Source organism: Pseudomonas sp. G5001, assembly GCF_013385475.1.
Lineage (GTDB): Bacteria > Pseudomonadota > Gammaproteobacteria > Pseudomonadales > Pseudomonadaceae > Aquipseudomonas.
This window is the reverse complement of the sequence record NZ_JACAPZ010000007.1, coordinates 14,513-30,097: the sequence shown is the minus strand read 5'-3', so window position 1 is coordinate 30,097 and position 15,585 is coordinate 14,513. Positions and strand designations below refer to the sequence as shown.

Sequence of the window (15,585 nt, the reverse complement as noted above, 5' to 3'; positions counted from 1 at the left end):
CCGAAAATGAAAGACTGGCTGGACGAGATCAAGTGGGACAGTGACGGCCTGGTGCCGGCCATTGCCCAGGACTACAAGACCGGGCGCGTGCTGATGATGGCCTGGATGAACCGCGAGGCCCTGAGCCTGACCGCCGCCGAGAACCGCGCCATCTACTGGTCACGTTCCCGTGGCAAACTGTGGCGCAAGGGCGAAGAGTCCGGGCACGTGCAAACCCTGCATGAGATGCGCATCGACTGCGATGCCGATGTGGTGATCCTCAAGGTCGAGCAGATCGGCGATATCGCCTGTCACACCGGCCGTCACAGCTGCTTCTACCGCGTGTTCCAGAACGGCGAGTGGAAGACCGTCGAGCCCGTGCTCAAAGACCCGCACGCTATCTATTCGGCAGGACACTGAACATGAGCGATACCCTCAACCGTGTGGCCCAGGTGCTGGAAGACCGCAAAGGCGCGGACGCCGACAGCTCCTACGTCGCCAGCCTGTACCACAAGGGTCTGAACAAGATCCTGGAAAAACTCGGCGAAGAATCCGTCGAGACGATTATTGCGGCCAAGGACGCGCAAATCAGCGGCGACTGCAGCGACGTGATCTACGAAACTGCCGACTTGTGGTTCCACAGTCTGGTCATGCTCGCCCAACTGGGGCAGCATCCACAGGCAGTGCTTGATGAACTGGACCGTCGCTTCGGCTTGTCCGGGCATGCCGAAAAGGCCTCGCGCCCGTCCGTCTGACCAACTTTTACAGAGGAATTGCAGCATGGGCATTTTTGACTGGAAACACTGGATCGTCATTCTTGTGGTCGTTGTGCTGGTGTTCGGCACCAAGAAACTGAAAAACCTCGGCACCGACGTCGGTGAATCGATCAAGGGCTTTCGCAAGGCCATGAACGACGACGAAAAGCCTGCCGACCCGGCCGTCAATCCGGTGCCACCGGCGCAGCCTGTACACCCGCAGGCCACTCAGCCGATCACTGAACGTCGCACCTTCGACGTGCAGGCCGAGCACGTCAAAGAGCAGAACCAAAAAGACTCGTGAGTACTGAATAATGTTTGGTATCAGCTTCTCTGAACTGCTGCTCGTCGGCCTCGTGGCCCTGCTGGTACTGGGGCCGGAACGCCTGCCCGGTGCCGCGCGCACGGCCGGCCTGTGGATCGGGCGCCTGAAACGCAGTTTCAACGCCATCAAACAGGAAGTTGAACGGGAAATCGGCGCCGACGAGATTCGCCGGCAACTGCACAACGAACACATTCTGTCGTTGGAGCAGGAGGCACGGAAGATTCTCTCACCGGTGCAGGAAACGCCCAAGCCGGTCGAGCCTGTGGCCGAGCATTCGATTGCTCCGCCCGCCGCACCCGCGCCTGCACCGGTCGCTGAACCCGTGCACGCCGTCGAGCCTGCGCCCACTGCGCCCGTGACCCCGACCGAACCCGCGCCGACACCTGCCGTGTCGCCCGCGCCCCACGACCCTACATTGCCGCCGCGAGCCCCATGAGCGCTGATAAACCGGAAACCGACCAGCACATGCCACTGGTCTCGCACCTCACCGAGTTGCGCACCCGCCTGCTGCGCTGTGTCGCGGCGATCTTCATCATCTTTGCCGGGCTGTTTGCCTTCACCCAGCAGATCTACACCTTCGTCTCCACGCCGCTGCGCGACTACTTGCCGGCTGGCGCGACGATGATCGCCACCGACGTGTCGTCACCGTTCCTCACGCCGTTGAAGCTGACGATGATGGTTTCGCTGTTCCTGGCGATCCCGGTGATCCTGCATCAGATCTGGGGCTTTATCGCGCCGGGCCTGTACAAGCATGAAAAACGCATCGCCGTGCCGCTGCTGGTGTCGAGCATCCTGCTGTTCTACACCGGGATGGCCTTTGCCTACTTCCTGGTGTTCCCGCTGATCTTCAAGTTCTTCGCCGCCGCCACCCCGGCCGGTGTGGAAATGATGACCGACATCACCAGCTACCTCGACTTCGTGATGACGCTGTTCTTCGCCTTTGGCGTGGCCTTCGAAATCCCGGTGGCCGTGGTGCTGCTGGTGTGGATCGGCGTGGTCGACGTCAAATACCTGAAGAAGATCCGCCCGTACGTGATCATCGGCTGCTTCGTGGTCGGCATGATCCTGACCCCGCCGGACATCTTCTCCCAGACCCTGCTGGCCGTACCCATGTGGATGCTGTTCGAGATTGGCATCCTGTTTGGCAGCCTGGTGAGCAAGCGTGGCGATCACCCCGATGACCAACCCGCCGACGACGACCAGCCGCCAGCGACCCAGCCGTGAACCTGCTGCTGCTTGAGGAGGCCGACTTTATCGCGGCCGACCGGGTGGTGCTGCGTGATCGGCGCCTGGTGCATATGCAGGAAGTCCACCGTGCCGCCGTAGGCGACAGCCTGCGGGTCGGACGGATTGGCGGGTTGATGGGCAACGCGCAGTTGCTGCGCCTGGAAGCCCGGGAAGCCGAACTGGAAGTGACCTTCGACCAGCCGCCACCGGCCAAACTGCCCCTGACCCTGCTGCTGGCCCTGCCCCGTCCGAAAATGCTCCGCCGGGTGCTGCAAACCGTGGCGTCCATGGGCGTGCCGCGGGTGGTGCTGGTGAACAGCTATCGCGTGGAAAAGAGCTTCTGGCAGACGCCGTTCCTGGAGCCGGAAGCGATTCGCGAGCAATTGATCCTCGGCCTGGAACAGGCCCGGGACACGGTGCTGCCCGAGATCGTGATCGAAAAGCGCTTCAAGCCATTCGTCGAAGACCGCCTGCCCGCCATGGCGCAAGGCACCCTCGGCCTGATTGGTCACCCTGGCGACTATCCGCCCTGCCCTCGCGGGCTGGATGAGCCGGTCACCCTGGCGATCGGGCCGGAAGGCGGCTGGATTCCCTACGAGGTGGACCTGCTGGCCAAGGCCGGGTTGCAGCCGGTGCAACTCGGCGCGCGCATCCTGAGAGTCGAAACCGCCGTCACCGCATTGCTCGCCCGCCTTTTCTAACACCGCCCTCTCCTGTAGGAGCGAGCTTGCTCGCGAAAAACTCAAGGACACCGCGCTCACTCAGAATGCCCGCGTTATCGTTGACGACCTTCGCGAGCAAGCTCGCTCCTACAGAAACATCCGAATCTGCCGATACGCTCTGAATAAGTCCAAGCCTTGTTCCAGGGGAGTTCGCAGCATGTATCGTTGGTTAGCCGAGAAACTGGGGAATGTCAGCGTCAACCGCAAGCTGAGCATAGGCTTCGGCCTGGTATTGGTCCTGACCCTATTGATCACCTTCACCGGCTGGACCGGCCTCAGCAGCGTGATCAGCCGTGGCGACAAGCTGGGCTACATCTCCAGCCTCAACGGGCTGACCAAGGACCTGCGCCTGGCGCGACTGGACTTCGAAATGCGCCGTGGCGAACAAGGCACCAGCGCGGTCAACGACCTGATCACCCAGCTGGACAGTGGCCTGAAAACCGCCGCAGACCTGATCGAGCAACCCGACGACAAGCTCGTGGTAGAGCAGCAACAGGATGCCTTGGGCCAATACAAAAAAGCCTTCGGCGCCATGGTGCAGGCCGGCCTCAAGCGTGAAGGCGCCCGCAGCAAACTGGGCGATACCGCCGACAACGCCGTCGCGAAAATCAACGAAGTGGAAAAATCCCTGCTGCAAGGCGACAGCGTCACCCTGTTCAACAGCGTGGTCGACCTGAGCAAACTGATCCAGCAAGCGCGCTTCCAGGTGCGCGGCTACACCTACAGTGGCAAGGTCGAGGCCGAACAACCGGCGCTGGATGCCATCGACAACGCCCTGAAGAAAATCACCGACCTCAACGACCAGTTGCCCGAGCAATACCGGGCCAACCTGCAAGAGGCCAGCGTCTCGCTGCAGGCCTACCGCGCCGCCGTGAGCCAGTACCGCGACTCCCAGGTGGCCAGTGCCGCCGCGATGAAAATCATGGGCGAGCAAGGCGACATCCTGCTCGACCGCAGTAACAAACTCACCACTTCGCAAACCGTGGTGCGTGATACCGATGCCGCCCACGCCAAGAACCTGCTGTTACTGGCCACCGCCCTCGCGCTGGCGTTTGGTGTACTCGCCGCCTGGGCCATTACCCGGCAGATCGTGATTCCATTGAACCAGACCCTCAAAGTCGCCGAACGCGTGGCGTCCGGCGACCTGAGCCACAACCTGATCTCCCTGCGCCAGGATGAACTGGGGCAGCTGCAACGGTCGATGCAAAGCATGACCGTGGGCCTGCGGGATCTGATTGGCGGTATCAGCGACGGCGTCACCCAGATCGCCAGTGCCGCCGAGCAGCTATCGGCCGTTACCGAGCAGACCAGCGCCGGGGTCAACAGCCAGAAGGTCGAGACCGACCAGGTCGCCACCGCCATGAACGAAATGGCCGCTACCGTGCAGGAAGTCGCCCGTAACGCTGAAGAAGCCTCGGAAGCCGCCGTAGCCGCCGACCAACAGGCCCGTGAAGGCGACAAGGTGGTCGGTGAGGCCATCGCCCAGATCGAGCGCCTGGCCAGCGAGGTGGGCAACTCCACCGAAGCCATGGGCCATCTCAAGCGTGAGAGCGACAAGATCGGCAGTGTGCTGGACGTCATCAAGTCGGTGGCCCAGCAAACCAACCTGCTGGCCCTTAACGCAGCGATTGAAGCGGCGCGCGCCGGTGAAGCCGGACGCGGTTTTGCGGTGGTTGCCGATGAAGTGCGCAGCCTGGCCCAGCGGACGCAGAAGTCCACCGAGGAGATCGAAGAGTTGATCGTCGGCCTGCAAAGCGGCACCCAGCAGGTGGCAACCATCATGGACAACAGTCGCGGCCTGACCGACAGCAGCGTCGAGCTGACCCGTCGGGCCGGCAATGCCCTGGAAAACATCACCCGTACCGTCTCGGCGATCCAGGCGATGAACCAGCAGATCGCCACCGCCGCCGAGCAGCAAAGCGCCGTGGCCGAAGAGATCAACCGCAGCGTGCTCAACGTGCGGGACGTTTCCGAACAAACCTCGGCGGCCAGCGAAGAAACTGCGGCTTCCAGTGCCGAACTGGCGCGCCTGGGGGTTTACCTGCAAAGCCTGGTAGGTCGCTTCAAGGTCTGACCCGCTTGCGGCGGCCATCAGGGCCGCCGCTCCGACAATATGTGAAATTTCCTACGCGTTTTTCAGGTCGTGGATCACACACCTGGCGCCGAATAAAAGTAGCGTTTCAACTCCCCTGACCATTGTTGGCCGGACGTTTGAGACGCTCCTTTTGATTCGTTGGAGGTTCACCATGTTTCGTCCACTGACCCGCCTGCTCGGAAACATCAGCATCAGCCTCAAACTTGCCCTGGGCTTTGGCCTGGTGCTCAGCCTCAGCCTGATCATCGCCTCTACCGGCTGGCAAGCCTTGAGCGCATCCCTCGAGCGCTCCCAAAAACTCACGCTGCTCTCGCAATTGGCAGTCGTCGGCGAAGAGTTGCGCGCTGATCGCATCGTCTATCGCACCCTGAACGACCCGGCCAGCCTGTCCAAAATAGAGCTGCACATGGACAAGATCGACCAGTTCCTGGTGGATCTTTCCCCACGATTTACCGACCCGGTCAACCAACAACAACTGCAGGAAAGCCGACGCTTCGTCACCAGTTTCAAGACCGCCTTAAGCGGCCTGGAGGGGCTGATCAAGCAACGTGAAAACGCCCGTGAACAGCTCAAGCGCAGCTCAGTCCAGAGCAGTGACAGCCTCTCTGAACTGTCGAGCAACCTGCCCAATCAAGACGATGAAAAGGCCCTCGATGCCGTGGAACAATTGCGCCAGGCCCTGGAACAAGCCGAAGACCGCGCCCAGAGCCCCGCCTGGGCCGCTGCGTCATTGGACGCCTATGCCAAGGGCGTGGGTGATGCGCTACTGGCCCTGGATGGCGCCCAGGCGGCGGTAGGCGCGCTGCCGGTTGACGCCAGCGCCCTGAAAAAAGTCCTGCTCGATTTTCGGGCTCACCTGACACGCCTCAAGGACGCCCAACTCAGCGCCGAAACCACCCAGAACCAGCTTGAACAGTGGCTGGATCAATTGCTCACGGAAAGCGACCTGCTGAGCCAGGACCAGACCGCCAAGCGTGACAACGAAGCCAGCCTCGCCCGCACCCTGCTGCTCAACGTTACTGCAGCGGCGCTGTTGCTCGGCGTCGTGGCCGCCTGGTTGATCGCCGGCCAGATCGTCGCGCCGCTGCGCCAGGCCCTGTCCGTGGCCAACCGGATTGCCGAAGGTGACCTGAGCCACGACATCCAGGCCTCGCGCCAGGATGAACTGGGGCAGTTGCAGCGCAGCATCGGGCAAATGACCCTCAACCTGCGGGGCTTGATCAGCGGCATCGGCGACAGCGCCCAGCAGATCGCCAGCGCCGCCGAGCAACTCTCGGCGGTCACCGAGCAAACTCGCGACGGGGTCGACGGCCAGAAGCAGGAAACCGAACAGGTGGCCACCGCCATGAACGAGATGCTCGCCACCTCCCAGGAAGTTGCGCGCCATGCCGAGCAAGCGTCGCTGGCTGCTGCCGAGGCCGACCGGCAGGCGGGCCAGGGCGATCAGGTGGTGGCTGAGGCCATTACCCACATCGAGCACCTGGCTCAGGAGATGGCTCGTTCAAGCCAGGCCATGCAAGGCCTGCAACAGGAAAGCCGGAAGATCGGCAGCGTGCTGGAAGTGATCAAGTCGGTATCGGAACAGACCAACTTGCTGGCCCTCAACGCCGCGATTGAGGCGGCTCGCGCAGGCGAAGCCGGCAGGGGGTTTGCCGTGGTCGCCGATGAAGTGCGCAGCCTGGCACAACGCACCCAGCAGTCGGCCGAGGAAATCGAGGAGTTGATCAGCGGCCTGCACCGGGGCACGCAGCAGGTGGCCGACATCATGGACAACAGTCGCAGCCTCACCGACAACAGCGTGCAACTGACCCGTCGCGCAGGAGACGCACTGGCGGGTATCACCCGTACCGTGTCAGTGATTCAGGAGATGAACCCGCAGATTGCCGCTGCCGCCGAGGAACAAACCGCGGTCGCCGAGGAGATCAACCGCAGCGTGCTGAAGGTCAAGGACGTGTCGGAACAGACCTGGGCCGCGAGTCAGGACACTGCGGCGGCCAGTGTCGAACTGGCGCGCCTGGGGGCGGATTTGCAGGTGTGGGTGGGCAAGTTCAAGGTCTGAAAAAACCCAACCTGTGGCGAGGGAGCTTGCTCCCGCTGGAGTGCGCAGCGCTCCTATCTTTTTTGGGAGCCGCTACGCAGCCCAGCGGGAGCAAGCTCCCTCGCCACAAGAAGCATTCCCACGCATTTATAGAACCTGGCGCAGGAAGGCTTGGGCGCGAGGGTCCTTCGGCGCATCGAAGAATTGCGCCGGGGCGGCGTCCTCCAACAGTTTGCCGTGATCGAAGAACAGCACGCGATCAGCCACTTCTCGGGCAAAGCCCATTTCATGGGTGACGCAGACCATGGTCATGCCTTCCAGGGCCAGGGTCTTCATCACGTCCAGCACTTCGCCGACCATTTCCGGGTCCAGGGCCGAGGTGGGCTCGTCAAACAGCATCACCTTGGGCTCCATCGCCAGCGCGCGGGCAATCGCGACGCGCTGCTGCTGGCCACCGGAAAGCCGCGACGGGAACTCGTGGGCTTTCTGGGCAATGCCGACTTTCTCCAGGAGCGCCAGGGCCTTGGCCTCGCGCTCTTTCTTGCCGCGCTTGCGCACGACTTTTTGCGCCAGGCAGAGGTTTTCCAGCACGGTCATGTGGGGGAACAGGTTGAAGTGCTGGAACACCATGCCGACTTCACGGCGGTAGGCGTTCACGTCGGTTTTCGGGTCTGCCAGTTGCAGGCCGTCGATGCTTACCGAGCCGGAATCGAATTCCTCCAGGCCGTTAAGGCAGCGCAGGAACGTCGACTTGCCGGAACCGGACGGGCCGATCACCACCAGCACTTCACCCCTGGCCACCTGCGTGGTCACGTTATCCACCGCGCGCACGACGTGGCCACGGGTGTCGAAGACTTTTACCAGATCGCGGACTTCAATCACTTTGCGCGAGCCTCCGCTCAAGCCGGCTGGCGATTTTCGACAGCGGCAGGTTGATCAGCAGGTACAGGCCTGCGACGCAGAACAGGATTTCGAACGGCGAGAACGAGGTGGTGATGACCTCGCGGCCGCTTTTGAGCAGCTCGGTAATCGCGATCACCGACACCAGGGACGTGTCCTTGACCAGGCTGATAAATTGCCCGGCCAGGGGCGGCAGCACGCGCTTGAAGGCTTGCGGCAACACCACGTGGCGCATCGACTGACCGGCACTGAGCCCCAGGGAACGTGCCGCCTCATTCTGCCCACGGGCAATCGACTGCACGCCGGCGCGGATGATTTCCGCCACATAGGCACCGGTAAACAGCGAAAGCGCGGCGATCCCGGCGAATTCCCGGGACAGGTTGAGCACCGTGCCGATAAAGAAATAGAAAATGAAGATCTGCACCAACAACGGCGTACCGCGTACCAGTTCGACGTAGATCGTCGACAGATCGCGTAAAGTCGGGTTGTTCGACAGGCGACACAATCCGGTCGCCAGGCCGATCAACAGTCCCAGCACCCCGGACACCACCGATAGCCACAACGTAGTCCACAAGCCCCACAGCAGAGGGCCTGCAGCCCAATGCCGGGTGACGCCGACCACATCGCCCTCGGCCACGTCATCGCCCTTGGCCACTTGCAGACTGTTCTCGGCCACGGTCAGGTGCTGTTCGTTGCCCTCGTCATTACGCAGGGTGACGTCAGCCACATCGCCCTTGCGCACCAACTCGCTGACGGTGGAAATGTCCGACGCACGCTGGGATTCTTCGGCCTGGTAGACGAAGTACTGCGGCACGCGGTTCCAGCGCCATTCGTAGGACATCAGCGAGGTGGCGTAATACAACGCGCCGGCCAGGCCGACCAGCACCAGCACCGTCAGCAGGTGCCAGGGCCATTGGGCTTTTTTCTGTTTCATTTCAGGTTCCGGGATGTGTATCGCCTGGCAGGCCCTATTCGCGAGCAAGCCCGCTCCCACATTTCGACCGCGATCTAATGTGGGAGCGGGCTTGCTCGCGAAGGGCTCGACTCGGTATTAAGCCAACCTTATTCCATGTCCTTGAGCCACTCAGAGCTCTTGAACCACTTGTCATGGATGCGATCGTAGGTGCCGTCGTTGCGGATCTGGTGCAGGAAGTTGTTGATGAAGTTGATGCTGTCGTAGTCGCCCTTCTTCAGGCCGAACGCCAGGGGTTCAAAGGTGAACGGCTGATCAAGGAACACCAGTTTGCCGGCGCCGACCTTGTTCACGGCCACCACGTTGTACGGGGCGTCATAGACGAAGGCGTCAGCCTTGCCGTTGACCACGTCCAGAACAGCTTCCTGCTCGTTGTCATAGCCGTGGTACTTGGCTTTGGAGATCAGCTTCTTGGCCACCATTTCGCCGGTGGTGCCGAGCTTGGAGGTCAGGCGGTATTTCTCGTCATTCAAGTCTTTGTAGGACTTGATGGTGCCCTCCAGCTCCTTGCGGATCAGCAGGGTCTGGCCGACCACGATGAACGGTTCGCTGAAGTTCAGGCGCAGGTTGCGTTCCTGGGTCAGGGTCATGCCGCTGCCGATCATGTCGAACTTGTCGGTCAACAGGGCCGGGATGATGCCGTCGTAACCGGTGGAAATCGGCTCGAACTTCACGCCCATCGACTTGGCCATGGCCTTGAGGATGTCGACTTCAAAGCCGATGATTTCACCGCGTTTGTTGGTCATCTGGAACGGCATGTAGGTCGGGTCCATGCCGACTTTCAGCGTACCGCGCTTGACCGCATCATCGATGGCGCCGGCATGTGCCGCGTTGACCGCCACCAGTGCGGTGACACCCAGCAGCAGCATCGAAAGATACTTTTTCATCATCAAGTCCCCTGAACTCATTTTCTTGTGAGGTCGGCGCGCAAAAGGGCTGCACCATTTCGGGGTGCGATCCTAACTCACTCACCGCCGGGTACAAAGGTTTCGCCGGGATTTGTTGCCAAGGTATGACAGAAAAGCCCCACAACCGTGCAGAGAAAGGCATGGCTAGACACCTCGACCCACGGCCCAGCCAATTGCTTGATGTGTAAGCAGTTATGACTACCAGCCCACTTCCGCCATCCAGCCCGAGTCCTTGAACCACTTGTCATGCAGCCGATCGTAGGTGCCGTCCTGGGCCACCTGGTTGAGGAAATGATTGATCCAGTTGAGGCTGTCGTAATCGCCCTTTTTCAAACCGAACGCCAGGGGCTCGTAGGTGAAGGGTTGCTCCAGCGCCAACAGCGCACTGTTCTGGGGCTTGGTAATGGCGATCAGGTTATACGGCGCATCATGGATAAACGCATCGGCCTTGCCCTCCACCACCTGGCGCACGCCTTCTTCAGGTGTTGGAAAACTGCGCAGCCGTGCAGTGCCGAGAAACCTTTTCGCCGCCGCCTCGCCTGTGGTGCCTTCGGCGGCCACGATCCGGTAACCGGCCTCGTTCACGTCCTCGATGCTCTGGACCTTGTCGGCCAACCGAGGGTTCAGCAGCACGGTCTGGCCGACGATGATGAACGAGTCGCTGAAATTGAGGGTCAGGTTGCGCTCCTGCGTGACAGTCATGCCGCTGCCGATCAGGTCGAACCGGCTGGCCAGCAGGCCGGGAATCAGGTCGATATACGGTACCGAAACCAGCTCCAGCTTGACCCCCAGCGCCTTGCTCATCTCCCGAAGCAGGTCAATTTCAAACCCGACGATCCGGCCTTTCTTGTCGGTCATCTCAAAGGGCACGTAGGCCGGATTGGTGCCGACTTTCAACACACCCCGCCGAACGGCCTCATCTATGGCTCCGGCATGCGCCAGGTAACCGTGGGAAAATGTGACGATGCCGAGCAGCAGCATCGACAAATACCTTTTGATCATGAAAAAAGCCCCTGTTCCATTAAACACTCCCACACCCGGCCACGCGCAAGTTCGCGTAAGCCGCAGGCTTCGAGTCAGATTTGGGGGGCGATGCTAACCCACTCGCAGGCACGGCAATATGCCTCGGAGAAGGGTCTTTTGTTTCGAAATAACAAGGAGTTAGCGCGATGCAGCAGAAGGGAAAAACAACGTAGGACGGTTATCGCAAACGCCCCCGAGGTGGCACCTCGGGGGCGTCGGAATCAGGCCGGTTGAGCCTGGGACGACAGCGGCTTCAATGGCAGCAATGGCGCATGCGGATCGGCCTTGACCGATTCGCGCCAGGCGCTCAGCCACTCGGCGTGGCCTTCGCTCCAGACCTGCTCGTGCAAGCGTGCCAGGGCGACCGGGTCGCTGAGCAAGGCCAGGCGTTCACCGTTGTTGAGGCCGGCCGGGCCGACTTTCAACGCGTGGCGAACCCGGTCAACACGCAGCCACTCAATCGGCTCCGCCTGCCCGTGACGGGAAGTTGCCAAGGCGCACGCCAGGGCGTTCTGCTGCGGATCGACCACCGCCCGCACAAAACCGTCATTGAGCGCATGCCAACGGTTTTCGTGGGTGTACTTGTCGGTCGACAACAGCGCCTGGGGCGGATTGTATTCCTCGGGGATCAGGAACAGGCTCTCGTCGCGAGACTTGAGGCCCAGTTTGACCCGGCTGGAAATCACCGACACCGGAATCGACAGCATCAGCGAACCGACGATCGGCACCAGCCACCACAGGAAGCTTGGGTTCAACCACACCACCAGCAGCGCCCAGAAGAAGCCGAGCAGGGTCTGTGGACCGTGGCGCTTGACTGCCTCGCTCCATGGCGTGGAGTCGTCGTCACGCTGTGGCGAGTTCCAGGTCGCCGCCCAGCCGAGGAACGCGGCCAGTACGAAACGGGTGTGGAAAATCATCCGCACCGGCGCCAGCAACATGGAGAACAGCATCTCCAGCAGCATCGACAGGGTCACCTTGAACTTGCCGCCGAACTCTTTCGCGCCCTTGGCCCAGATCAGGATGATGCTCAGCAATTTAGGCAGGAACAGCAGCACGATGGTGGTGGAGAACAGCGCCACCGCCTTGTCCGGATGCCATTGTGGCCACAACGGATACAACTGGCGCGGCGCCATGAAGTACTGCGGCTCCATCAGTGTGTTGACCGCCAGCAAGGCCGTGGACAGCACCAGGAAGAAGAACCACAACGGCGCCGACAGGTACGACATCACGCCGGTGAGGAACACCGCACGGTGCACCGGGTGCATGCCTTTTACCAAAAACAGGCGGAAGTTCATCAGGTTGCCGTGGCACCAGCGACGGTCACGCTTGAGTTCGTCCAGCAGGTTCGGCGGCAGCTCTTCGTAGCTGCCCGGCAAGTCGTAGGCAATCCACACGCCCCAGCCGGCACGGCGCATCAGCGCCGCTTCAACGAAGTCGTGAGAAAGAATCGCACCGGCAAACGCACCTTTACCCGGCAACGGCGCCAGGGCGCAGTGCTCGATAAACGGCTTCATGCGGATGATCGCGTTGTGACCCCAGTAGTGGGATTCACCCAACTGCCAGAAGTGCAGGCCGGCGGTAAACAGCGGGCCGTACACCCGGGTGGCGAACTGCTGCATGCGCGCATACAGGGTATCCATGCCCGACGCACGTGGCGCGGTCTGGATAATCCCGGCATCCGGCGTGGCTTCCATCAGGCGCACCAGGCTGGTCAGGCATTCGCCGCTCATCACGCTGTCGGCGTCGAGCACCACCATGTACTTGTAGTCACCGCCCCAGCGACGGCAGAAGTCGTCGAGGTTGCCGCTCTTGCGTTTGACGCGACGGCGACGGCGGCGATAGAAGATCTTGCCGAAGCCACCGGCTTCGCGGCACACGTCGAGCCAGGCTTGCTGCTCGGCGATGCAGATGTCGGCCTCGTTGCTGTCGCTGAGGACGAAGAAGTCGAAACGGTCCAGGTCACCGGTGGCAGCCACCGATTCGAACGTCGCGCGCAGGCCGGCAAATACCCGGGGCACGTCTTCGTTGCAGATCGGCATGACCAGGGCGGTGCGGGCGTCTTTCGGAATCGGCTCGTCACCGGCACTTTTACCGGAGATACGGTATTTATCGTGACCGGTCAGCAGTTCCAGGAAGCCCATCAGCGCGGTCCAGAAACCGGCCGAGACCCAGCAGAACAGAATCCCGAACAGCACGAGGATGCTGGTTTGCAGGGCGTAAGGCAGTACCTGGGTCGCGGTTTGCAGCAGGGTCTGGTTGCGGATCTCGTCAAAGTCGACGAAGGACCAGCCCTGGTACGGCATGATGCCTTTCATGTACCAGCCGGCAACGATCGTCTGGCCGAGCATCAGCACCAGCAGGATATAGCGACGGATCGAACCGACGGTGCGCCAGCGGGCGGCCGGCAGTACGCGCTCATCCTTCGGCGGGGCCGGTGGATTGGTGCGGCCGGTCAGGCGGCGCCAGCCACGCACCAGGATATTGGTGCGCCACGGCTCAGGCACGACCTTGGTCCGACGGATCGGCGGCGTGGCCTTGAGGCAAACCCGGCCGCTGGCGTCGAGCACCAGCATTTCGGCGTCTTGCAGCTCTTCGGCAGTGTTGAGGGTCAGCCGGGCGCCTACCGATGCCTGGGCAGCGTCGGCAGGTGCGTCGAACGTGGACGATGACAGGCGCTTGTGCAATTCACTGAAGGACTCGCAGCCCGCCAGTTCGGCGCGCTGCTCATCGGTCATCGGTAGATGCGCCAGGTACTCGGCAAGAGTCTCTGGCTGGACTTGAGAATTACTCATCGGCAGGCAACTGATAGCTCCAGGTTTCGGTCAGGACTTGCTCTGTCTTGGCCTGATCCTGGGTAGGGAGTGGTGTGGCTGGGGCAGCCGCTTCCGGCTGCTTGGCGTCCTTGTCCTTGGCGTCTTTCTTGGCTGCTTTCTCGTGCTGCTTGGCCAGGACCTTGTCGGCTTTCAACACTTGGGTCGAAACCTTCTCCGGTTCCGGCTGCACGATGTCCTGAACCAGAGCAGCACGCATTTCAGTCGGCTTGCCTGCGTCCTTGATCTTCATGCGCAGGGTCAGGCGCCAGCCTTGGGTGTGCGGGTTGTAGCGCACGCTGTTTTCAACGATTTCGGCGTTGTCGCCCACGCTGACCTGGCTGCGAACCGGTGCGTCAGCTGGCAGTTTCTTCAGGGACGGGCCCTCGAAGTCCACCAGGTAAGCCACGCTGCCGTCTGGCTGACGGATCAGGTTGGATTGCTTGACGTCGCCGGTGGAACGCAGGGTCTGCTTGACCCAGGCGCTTTCCGGCGAATGGAACTCGGCGTCTTGCAATGTCCAGTGCAGGCGGTAGGCAACGTCCAGCGGCTTGCCTGGCTCCGGCAGTGTTTCCGGGCTCCAGAACGCAACGATGTTGTCGTTGGTTTCATCGGCGGTCGGAATCTCTACCAGGTCGACGGAGCCCTTGCCCCAGTCGCCTTCAGGCTCGATCCAGGCGCTTGGGCGCTTGTCGTAGTTGTCGTCGAGGTCTTCGTAGTGGCTGAAGTTGCGGCCGCGTTGCAGCAGGCCGAAACCACGCGGGTTTTCCACGGTGAAGTTGCTGACCGACAGGTGTTTGGGGTTGTTCAATGGGCGCCAGATCCACTCGCCGTTGCCGGCATGGATCGACAGGCCGCTGGAATCGTGCAGCTCGCGACGGTAGTTGAGGACCTTGGACGGCTGGTTGGCGCCGAACAGGAACATGCTGGTCAGCGGGGCGATGCCCAGCTTGGTGACCTTGTCACGCAGGTACATCTGGGATTTGACGTCGACGATGGTGTCGGTACCCGGGCGCAGGATCAGGCGATAAGCGCCGGTGGCCCGCGGCGAATCCAGCAGGGCGTAGATCACCAGCTGTTTCTCACCCGGTTTTGGACGCTCGATCCAGAACTCGGTGAAACGCGGGAATTCTTCGCCGGACGGCAACGCAGTGTCGATCGCCATGCCGCGGGCAGACAGGCCGTAGACCTGGTCCTTGCCCACGACGCGGAAATAGCTGGCGCCGAGCATGGTCATGATTTCGTCTTGCTTGTCGCCCTTGTTGATCGGGTACAGCACACGGAAACCGGCATAACCCAGCTGTTCGGTGGATTTGGGATCAAACTTGACGTCGCCGAAATCGAAGCGGGACGGGTCGTACTTGATTTCCTGAACGCTGTCGGCGGTGACTTCGTTGATTTTCACCGGTGTATCGAAATGCATACCCTGGTGGTAGAAGGACAGCTTGAACGGGGTGTTCTGATCGGCCCACTCGGCTTTTTCGTTGCGGAAACGAATTTTCTGGTAATCAGCGAATTTCATTTCGCGGAATTCGTTCGGCAAATTGCTGCGCGGAGCTTCGTATTTCTGCCCGGCCAGCTCTTTTGCCTTGGCCGACACATCATCCAGACTGAATGCCCACAGTTGACCCGCGCCGAACAGGCAAAACAGGGCAGAGCCCGTCACCAGTACGTTTCGTAACCGTTTGGCAGACAATTTTGGTGCATTACAGGGACTAACAATCACGAGCAACCCTCGCCGAAAACAGATCAAAAAACCAACGGCCAGCTATCTATATGCCAGGTTGGCGAGCATTGTTCCGACTCCCATGGGGCTAAATGATTCCCCAA

At 61.4% G+C, this 15,585-nt stretch carries 13 protein-coding genes and 2 pseudogenes; 9 read left to right on the top strand and 6 right to left on the bottom strand.

Annotation, left to right across the window (positions count from 1 at the left end):
• Window positions 1–6 precede the first annotated feature (6 nt).
• The 9 genes and pseudogenes from hisI (at window position 7) to HX805_RS06070 (ending at window position 7,162) form a co-directional block, all read left to right on the top strand.
• Window positions 7–399, top strand: a complete 393-nt coding sequence (gene hisI / locus HX805_RS06105; RefSeq protein WP_003209300.1) for a phosphoribosyl-AMP cyclohydrolase — start codon at window positions 7–9, stop codon at window positions 397–399.
• Window positions 400–401: 2 nt separating this feature from the next.
• Window positions 402–734, top strand: a complete 333-nt coding sequence (locus HX805_RS06100; RefSeq protein ID WP_008439273.1) for a phosphoribosyl-ATP diphosphatase — start codon at window positions 402–404, stop codon at window positions 732–734.
• 25 nt (window positions 735–759) lie between these two features.
• Entirely contained in the window at window positions 760–1,038 is a 279-nt protein-coding gene (locus HX805_RS06095; RefSeq protein WP_003209298.1) for a twin-arginine translocase TatA/TatE family subunit, read from the top strand.
• 10 nt (window positions 1,039–1,048) lie between these two features.
• Window positions 1,049–1,495, top strand: coding sequence for a Sec-independent protein translocase protein TatB (gene tatB / locus HX805_RS06090; protein WP_003209296.1), 447 nt, complete (start codon window positions 1,049–1,051; stop codon window positions 1,493–1,495).
• On the top strand, window positions 1,492–2,283 hold the full coding sequence (tatC, locus tag HX805_RS06085) for a twin-arginine translocase subunit TatC (RefSeq protein ID WP_026078063.1): 792 nt from the start codon (window positions 1,492–1,494) through the stop codon (window positions 2,281–2,283). Before tatB ends, tatC begins: the two co-directional genes overlap by 4 nt.
• Window positions 2,280–2,987, top strand: a complete 708-nt coding sequence (locus HX805_RS06080) for a 16S rRNA (uracil(1498)-N(3))-methyltransferase (RefSeq protein WP_003209293.1) — start codon at window positions 2,280–2,282, stop codon at window positions 2,985–2,987. Before tatC ends, HX805_RS06080 begins: the two co-directional genes overlap by 4 nt.
• Window positions 2,988–3,165: 178 nt before the next feature.
• Window positions 3,166–4,224 (top strand): annotated as a pseudogene (locus HX805_RS32545) (methyl-accepting chemotaxis protein); the annotation flags it as partial.
• Window positions 4,210–5,082, top strand: coding sequence for a methyl-accepting chemotaxis protein (locus tag HX805_RS32540; RefSeq protein ID WP_371317069.1), 873 nt, complete (start codon window positions 4,210–4,212; stop codon window positions 5,080–5,082). The pseudogene HX805_RS32545 and the gene HX805_RS32540, both read left to right, overlap by 15 nt.
• A 172-nt stretch (window positions 5,083–5,254) precedes the next feature.
• Entirely contained in the window at window positions 5,255–7,162 is a 1,908-nt protein-coding gene (locus HX805_RS06070; protein ID WP_177116696.1) for a methyl-accepting chemotaxis protein, read from the top strand.
• A gap of 126 nt (window positions 7,163–7,288) precedes the next feature.
• Here HX805_RS06070 and HX805_RS06065 read toward each other — a convergent pair whose 3' ends face one another.
• From HX805_RS06065 to HX805_RS06040, 6 genes and pseudogenes are all read right to left on the bottom strand, one after another.
• A complete protein-coding gene (locus tag HX805_RS06065; RefSeq protein ID WP_087692909.1) occupies window positions 7,289–8,023 on the bottom strand; it encodes an amino acid ABC transporter ATP-binding protein in 735 nt (244 codons plus the stop codon).
• A complete protein-coding gene (locus tag HX805_RS06060; RefSeq protein WP_003209286.1) occupies window positions 8,016–8,975 on the bottom strand; it encodes an amino acid ABC transporter permease in 960 nt (319 codons plus the stop codon). Before HX805_RS06060 ends, HX805_RS06065 begins: the two co-directional genes overlap by 8 nt.
• A gap of 128 nt (window positions 8,976–9,103) precedes the next feature.
• Complete coding sequence (locus HX805_RS06055) at window positions 9,104–9,901, bottom strand: transporter substrate-binding domain-containing protein (protein WP_003209284.1); 798 nt, start codon at window positions 9,899–9,901, stop codon at window positions 9,104–9,106.
• A gap of 219 nt (window positions 9,902–10,120) precedes the next feature.
• The gene (locus tag HX805_RS06050; protein WP_177116695.1) at window positions 10,121–10,924 is read right to left on the bottom strand and encodes a transporter substrate-binding domain-containing protein; all 804 of its coding nucleotides are present in this window, start codon (window positions 10,922–10,924) and stop codon (window positions 10,121–10,123) included.
• Window positions 10,925–11,161: 237 nt separating this feature from the next.
• Window positions 11,162–13,737 (bottom strand): annotated as a pseudogene (gene mdoH, locus HX805_RS06045) (glucans biosynthesis glucosyltransferase MdoH); the annotation flags it as partial.
• Complete coding sequence (locus HX805_RS06040; protein WP_008439280.1) at window positions 13,730–15,481, bottom strand: glucan biosynthesis protein G; 1,752 nt, start codon at window positions 15,479–15,481, stop codon at window positions 13,730–13,732. The gene HX805_RS06040 and the pseudogene mdoH, both read right to left, overlap by 8 nt.
• Window positions 15,482–15,585: the final 104 nt, after the last annotated feature.

What these genes read in the sequence shown, in the direction of transcription:
- hisI (WP_003209300.1), top strand. Translation starts at nt 7, where the DNA reads ATGAAAGACTGGCTGGACGAGATCAAGTGGGACAGTGACGGCCTGGTG.
- HX805_RS06100 (WP_008439273.1), top strand. Translation starts at nt 402, where the DNA reads ATGAGCGATACCCTCAACCGTGTGGCCCAGGTGCTGGAAGACCGCAAA.
- HX805_RS06095 (WP_003209298.1), top strand. Translation starts at nt 760, where the DNA reads ATGGGCATTTTTGACTGGAAACACTGGATCGTCATTCTTGTGGTCGTT.
- tatB (WP_003209296.1), top strand. Translation starts at nt 1,049, where the DNA reads ATGTTTGGTATCAGCTTCTCTGAACTGCTGCTCGTCGGCCTCGTGGCC.
- tatC (WP_026078063.1), top strand. Translation starts at nt 1,492, where the DNA reads ATGAGCGCTGATAAACCGGAAACCGACCAGCACATGCCACTGGTCTCG.
- HX805_RS32540 (WP_371317069.1), top strand. Translation starts at nt 4,210, where the DNA reads ATGCAAAGCATGACCGTGGGCCTGCGGGATCTGATTGGCGGTATCAGC.
- HX805_RS06070 (WP_177116696.1), top strand. Translation starts at nt 5,255, where the DNA reads ATGTTTCGTCCACTGACCCGCCTGCTCGGAAACATCAGCATCAGCCTC.
- HX805_RS06060 (WP_003209286.1), bottom strand. Translation starts at nt 8,975, where the DNA reads ATGAAACAGAAAAAAGCCCAATGGCCCTGGCACCTGCTGACGGTGCTG.
- HX805_RS06055 (WP_003209284.1), bottom strand. Translation starts at nt 9,901, where the DNA reads ATGAAAAAGTATCTTTCGATGCTGCTGCTGGGTGTCACCGCACTGGTG.
- HX805_RS06050 (WP_177116695.1), bottom strand. Translation starts at nt 10,924, where the DNA reads ATGATCAAAAGGTATTTGTCGATGCTGCTGCTCGGCATCGTCACATTT.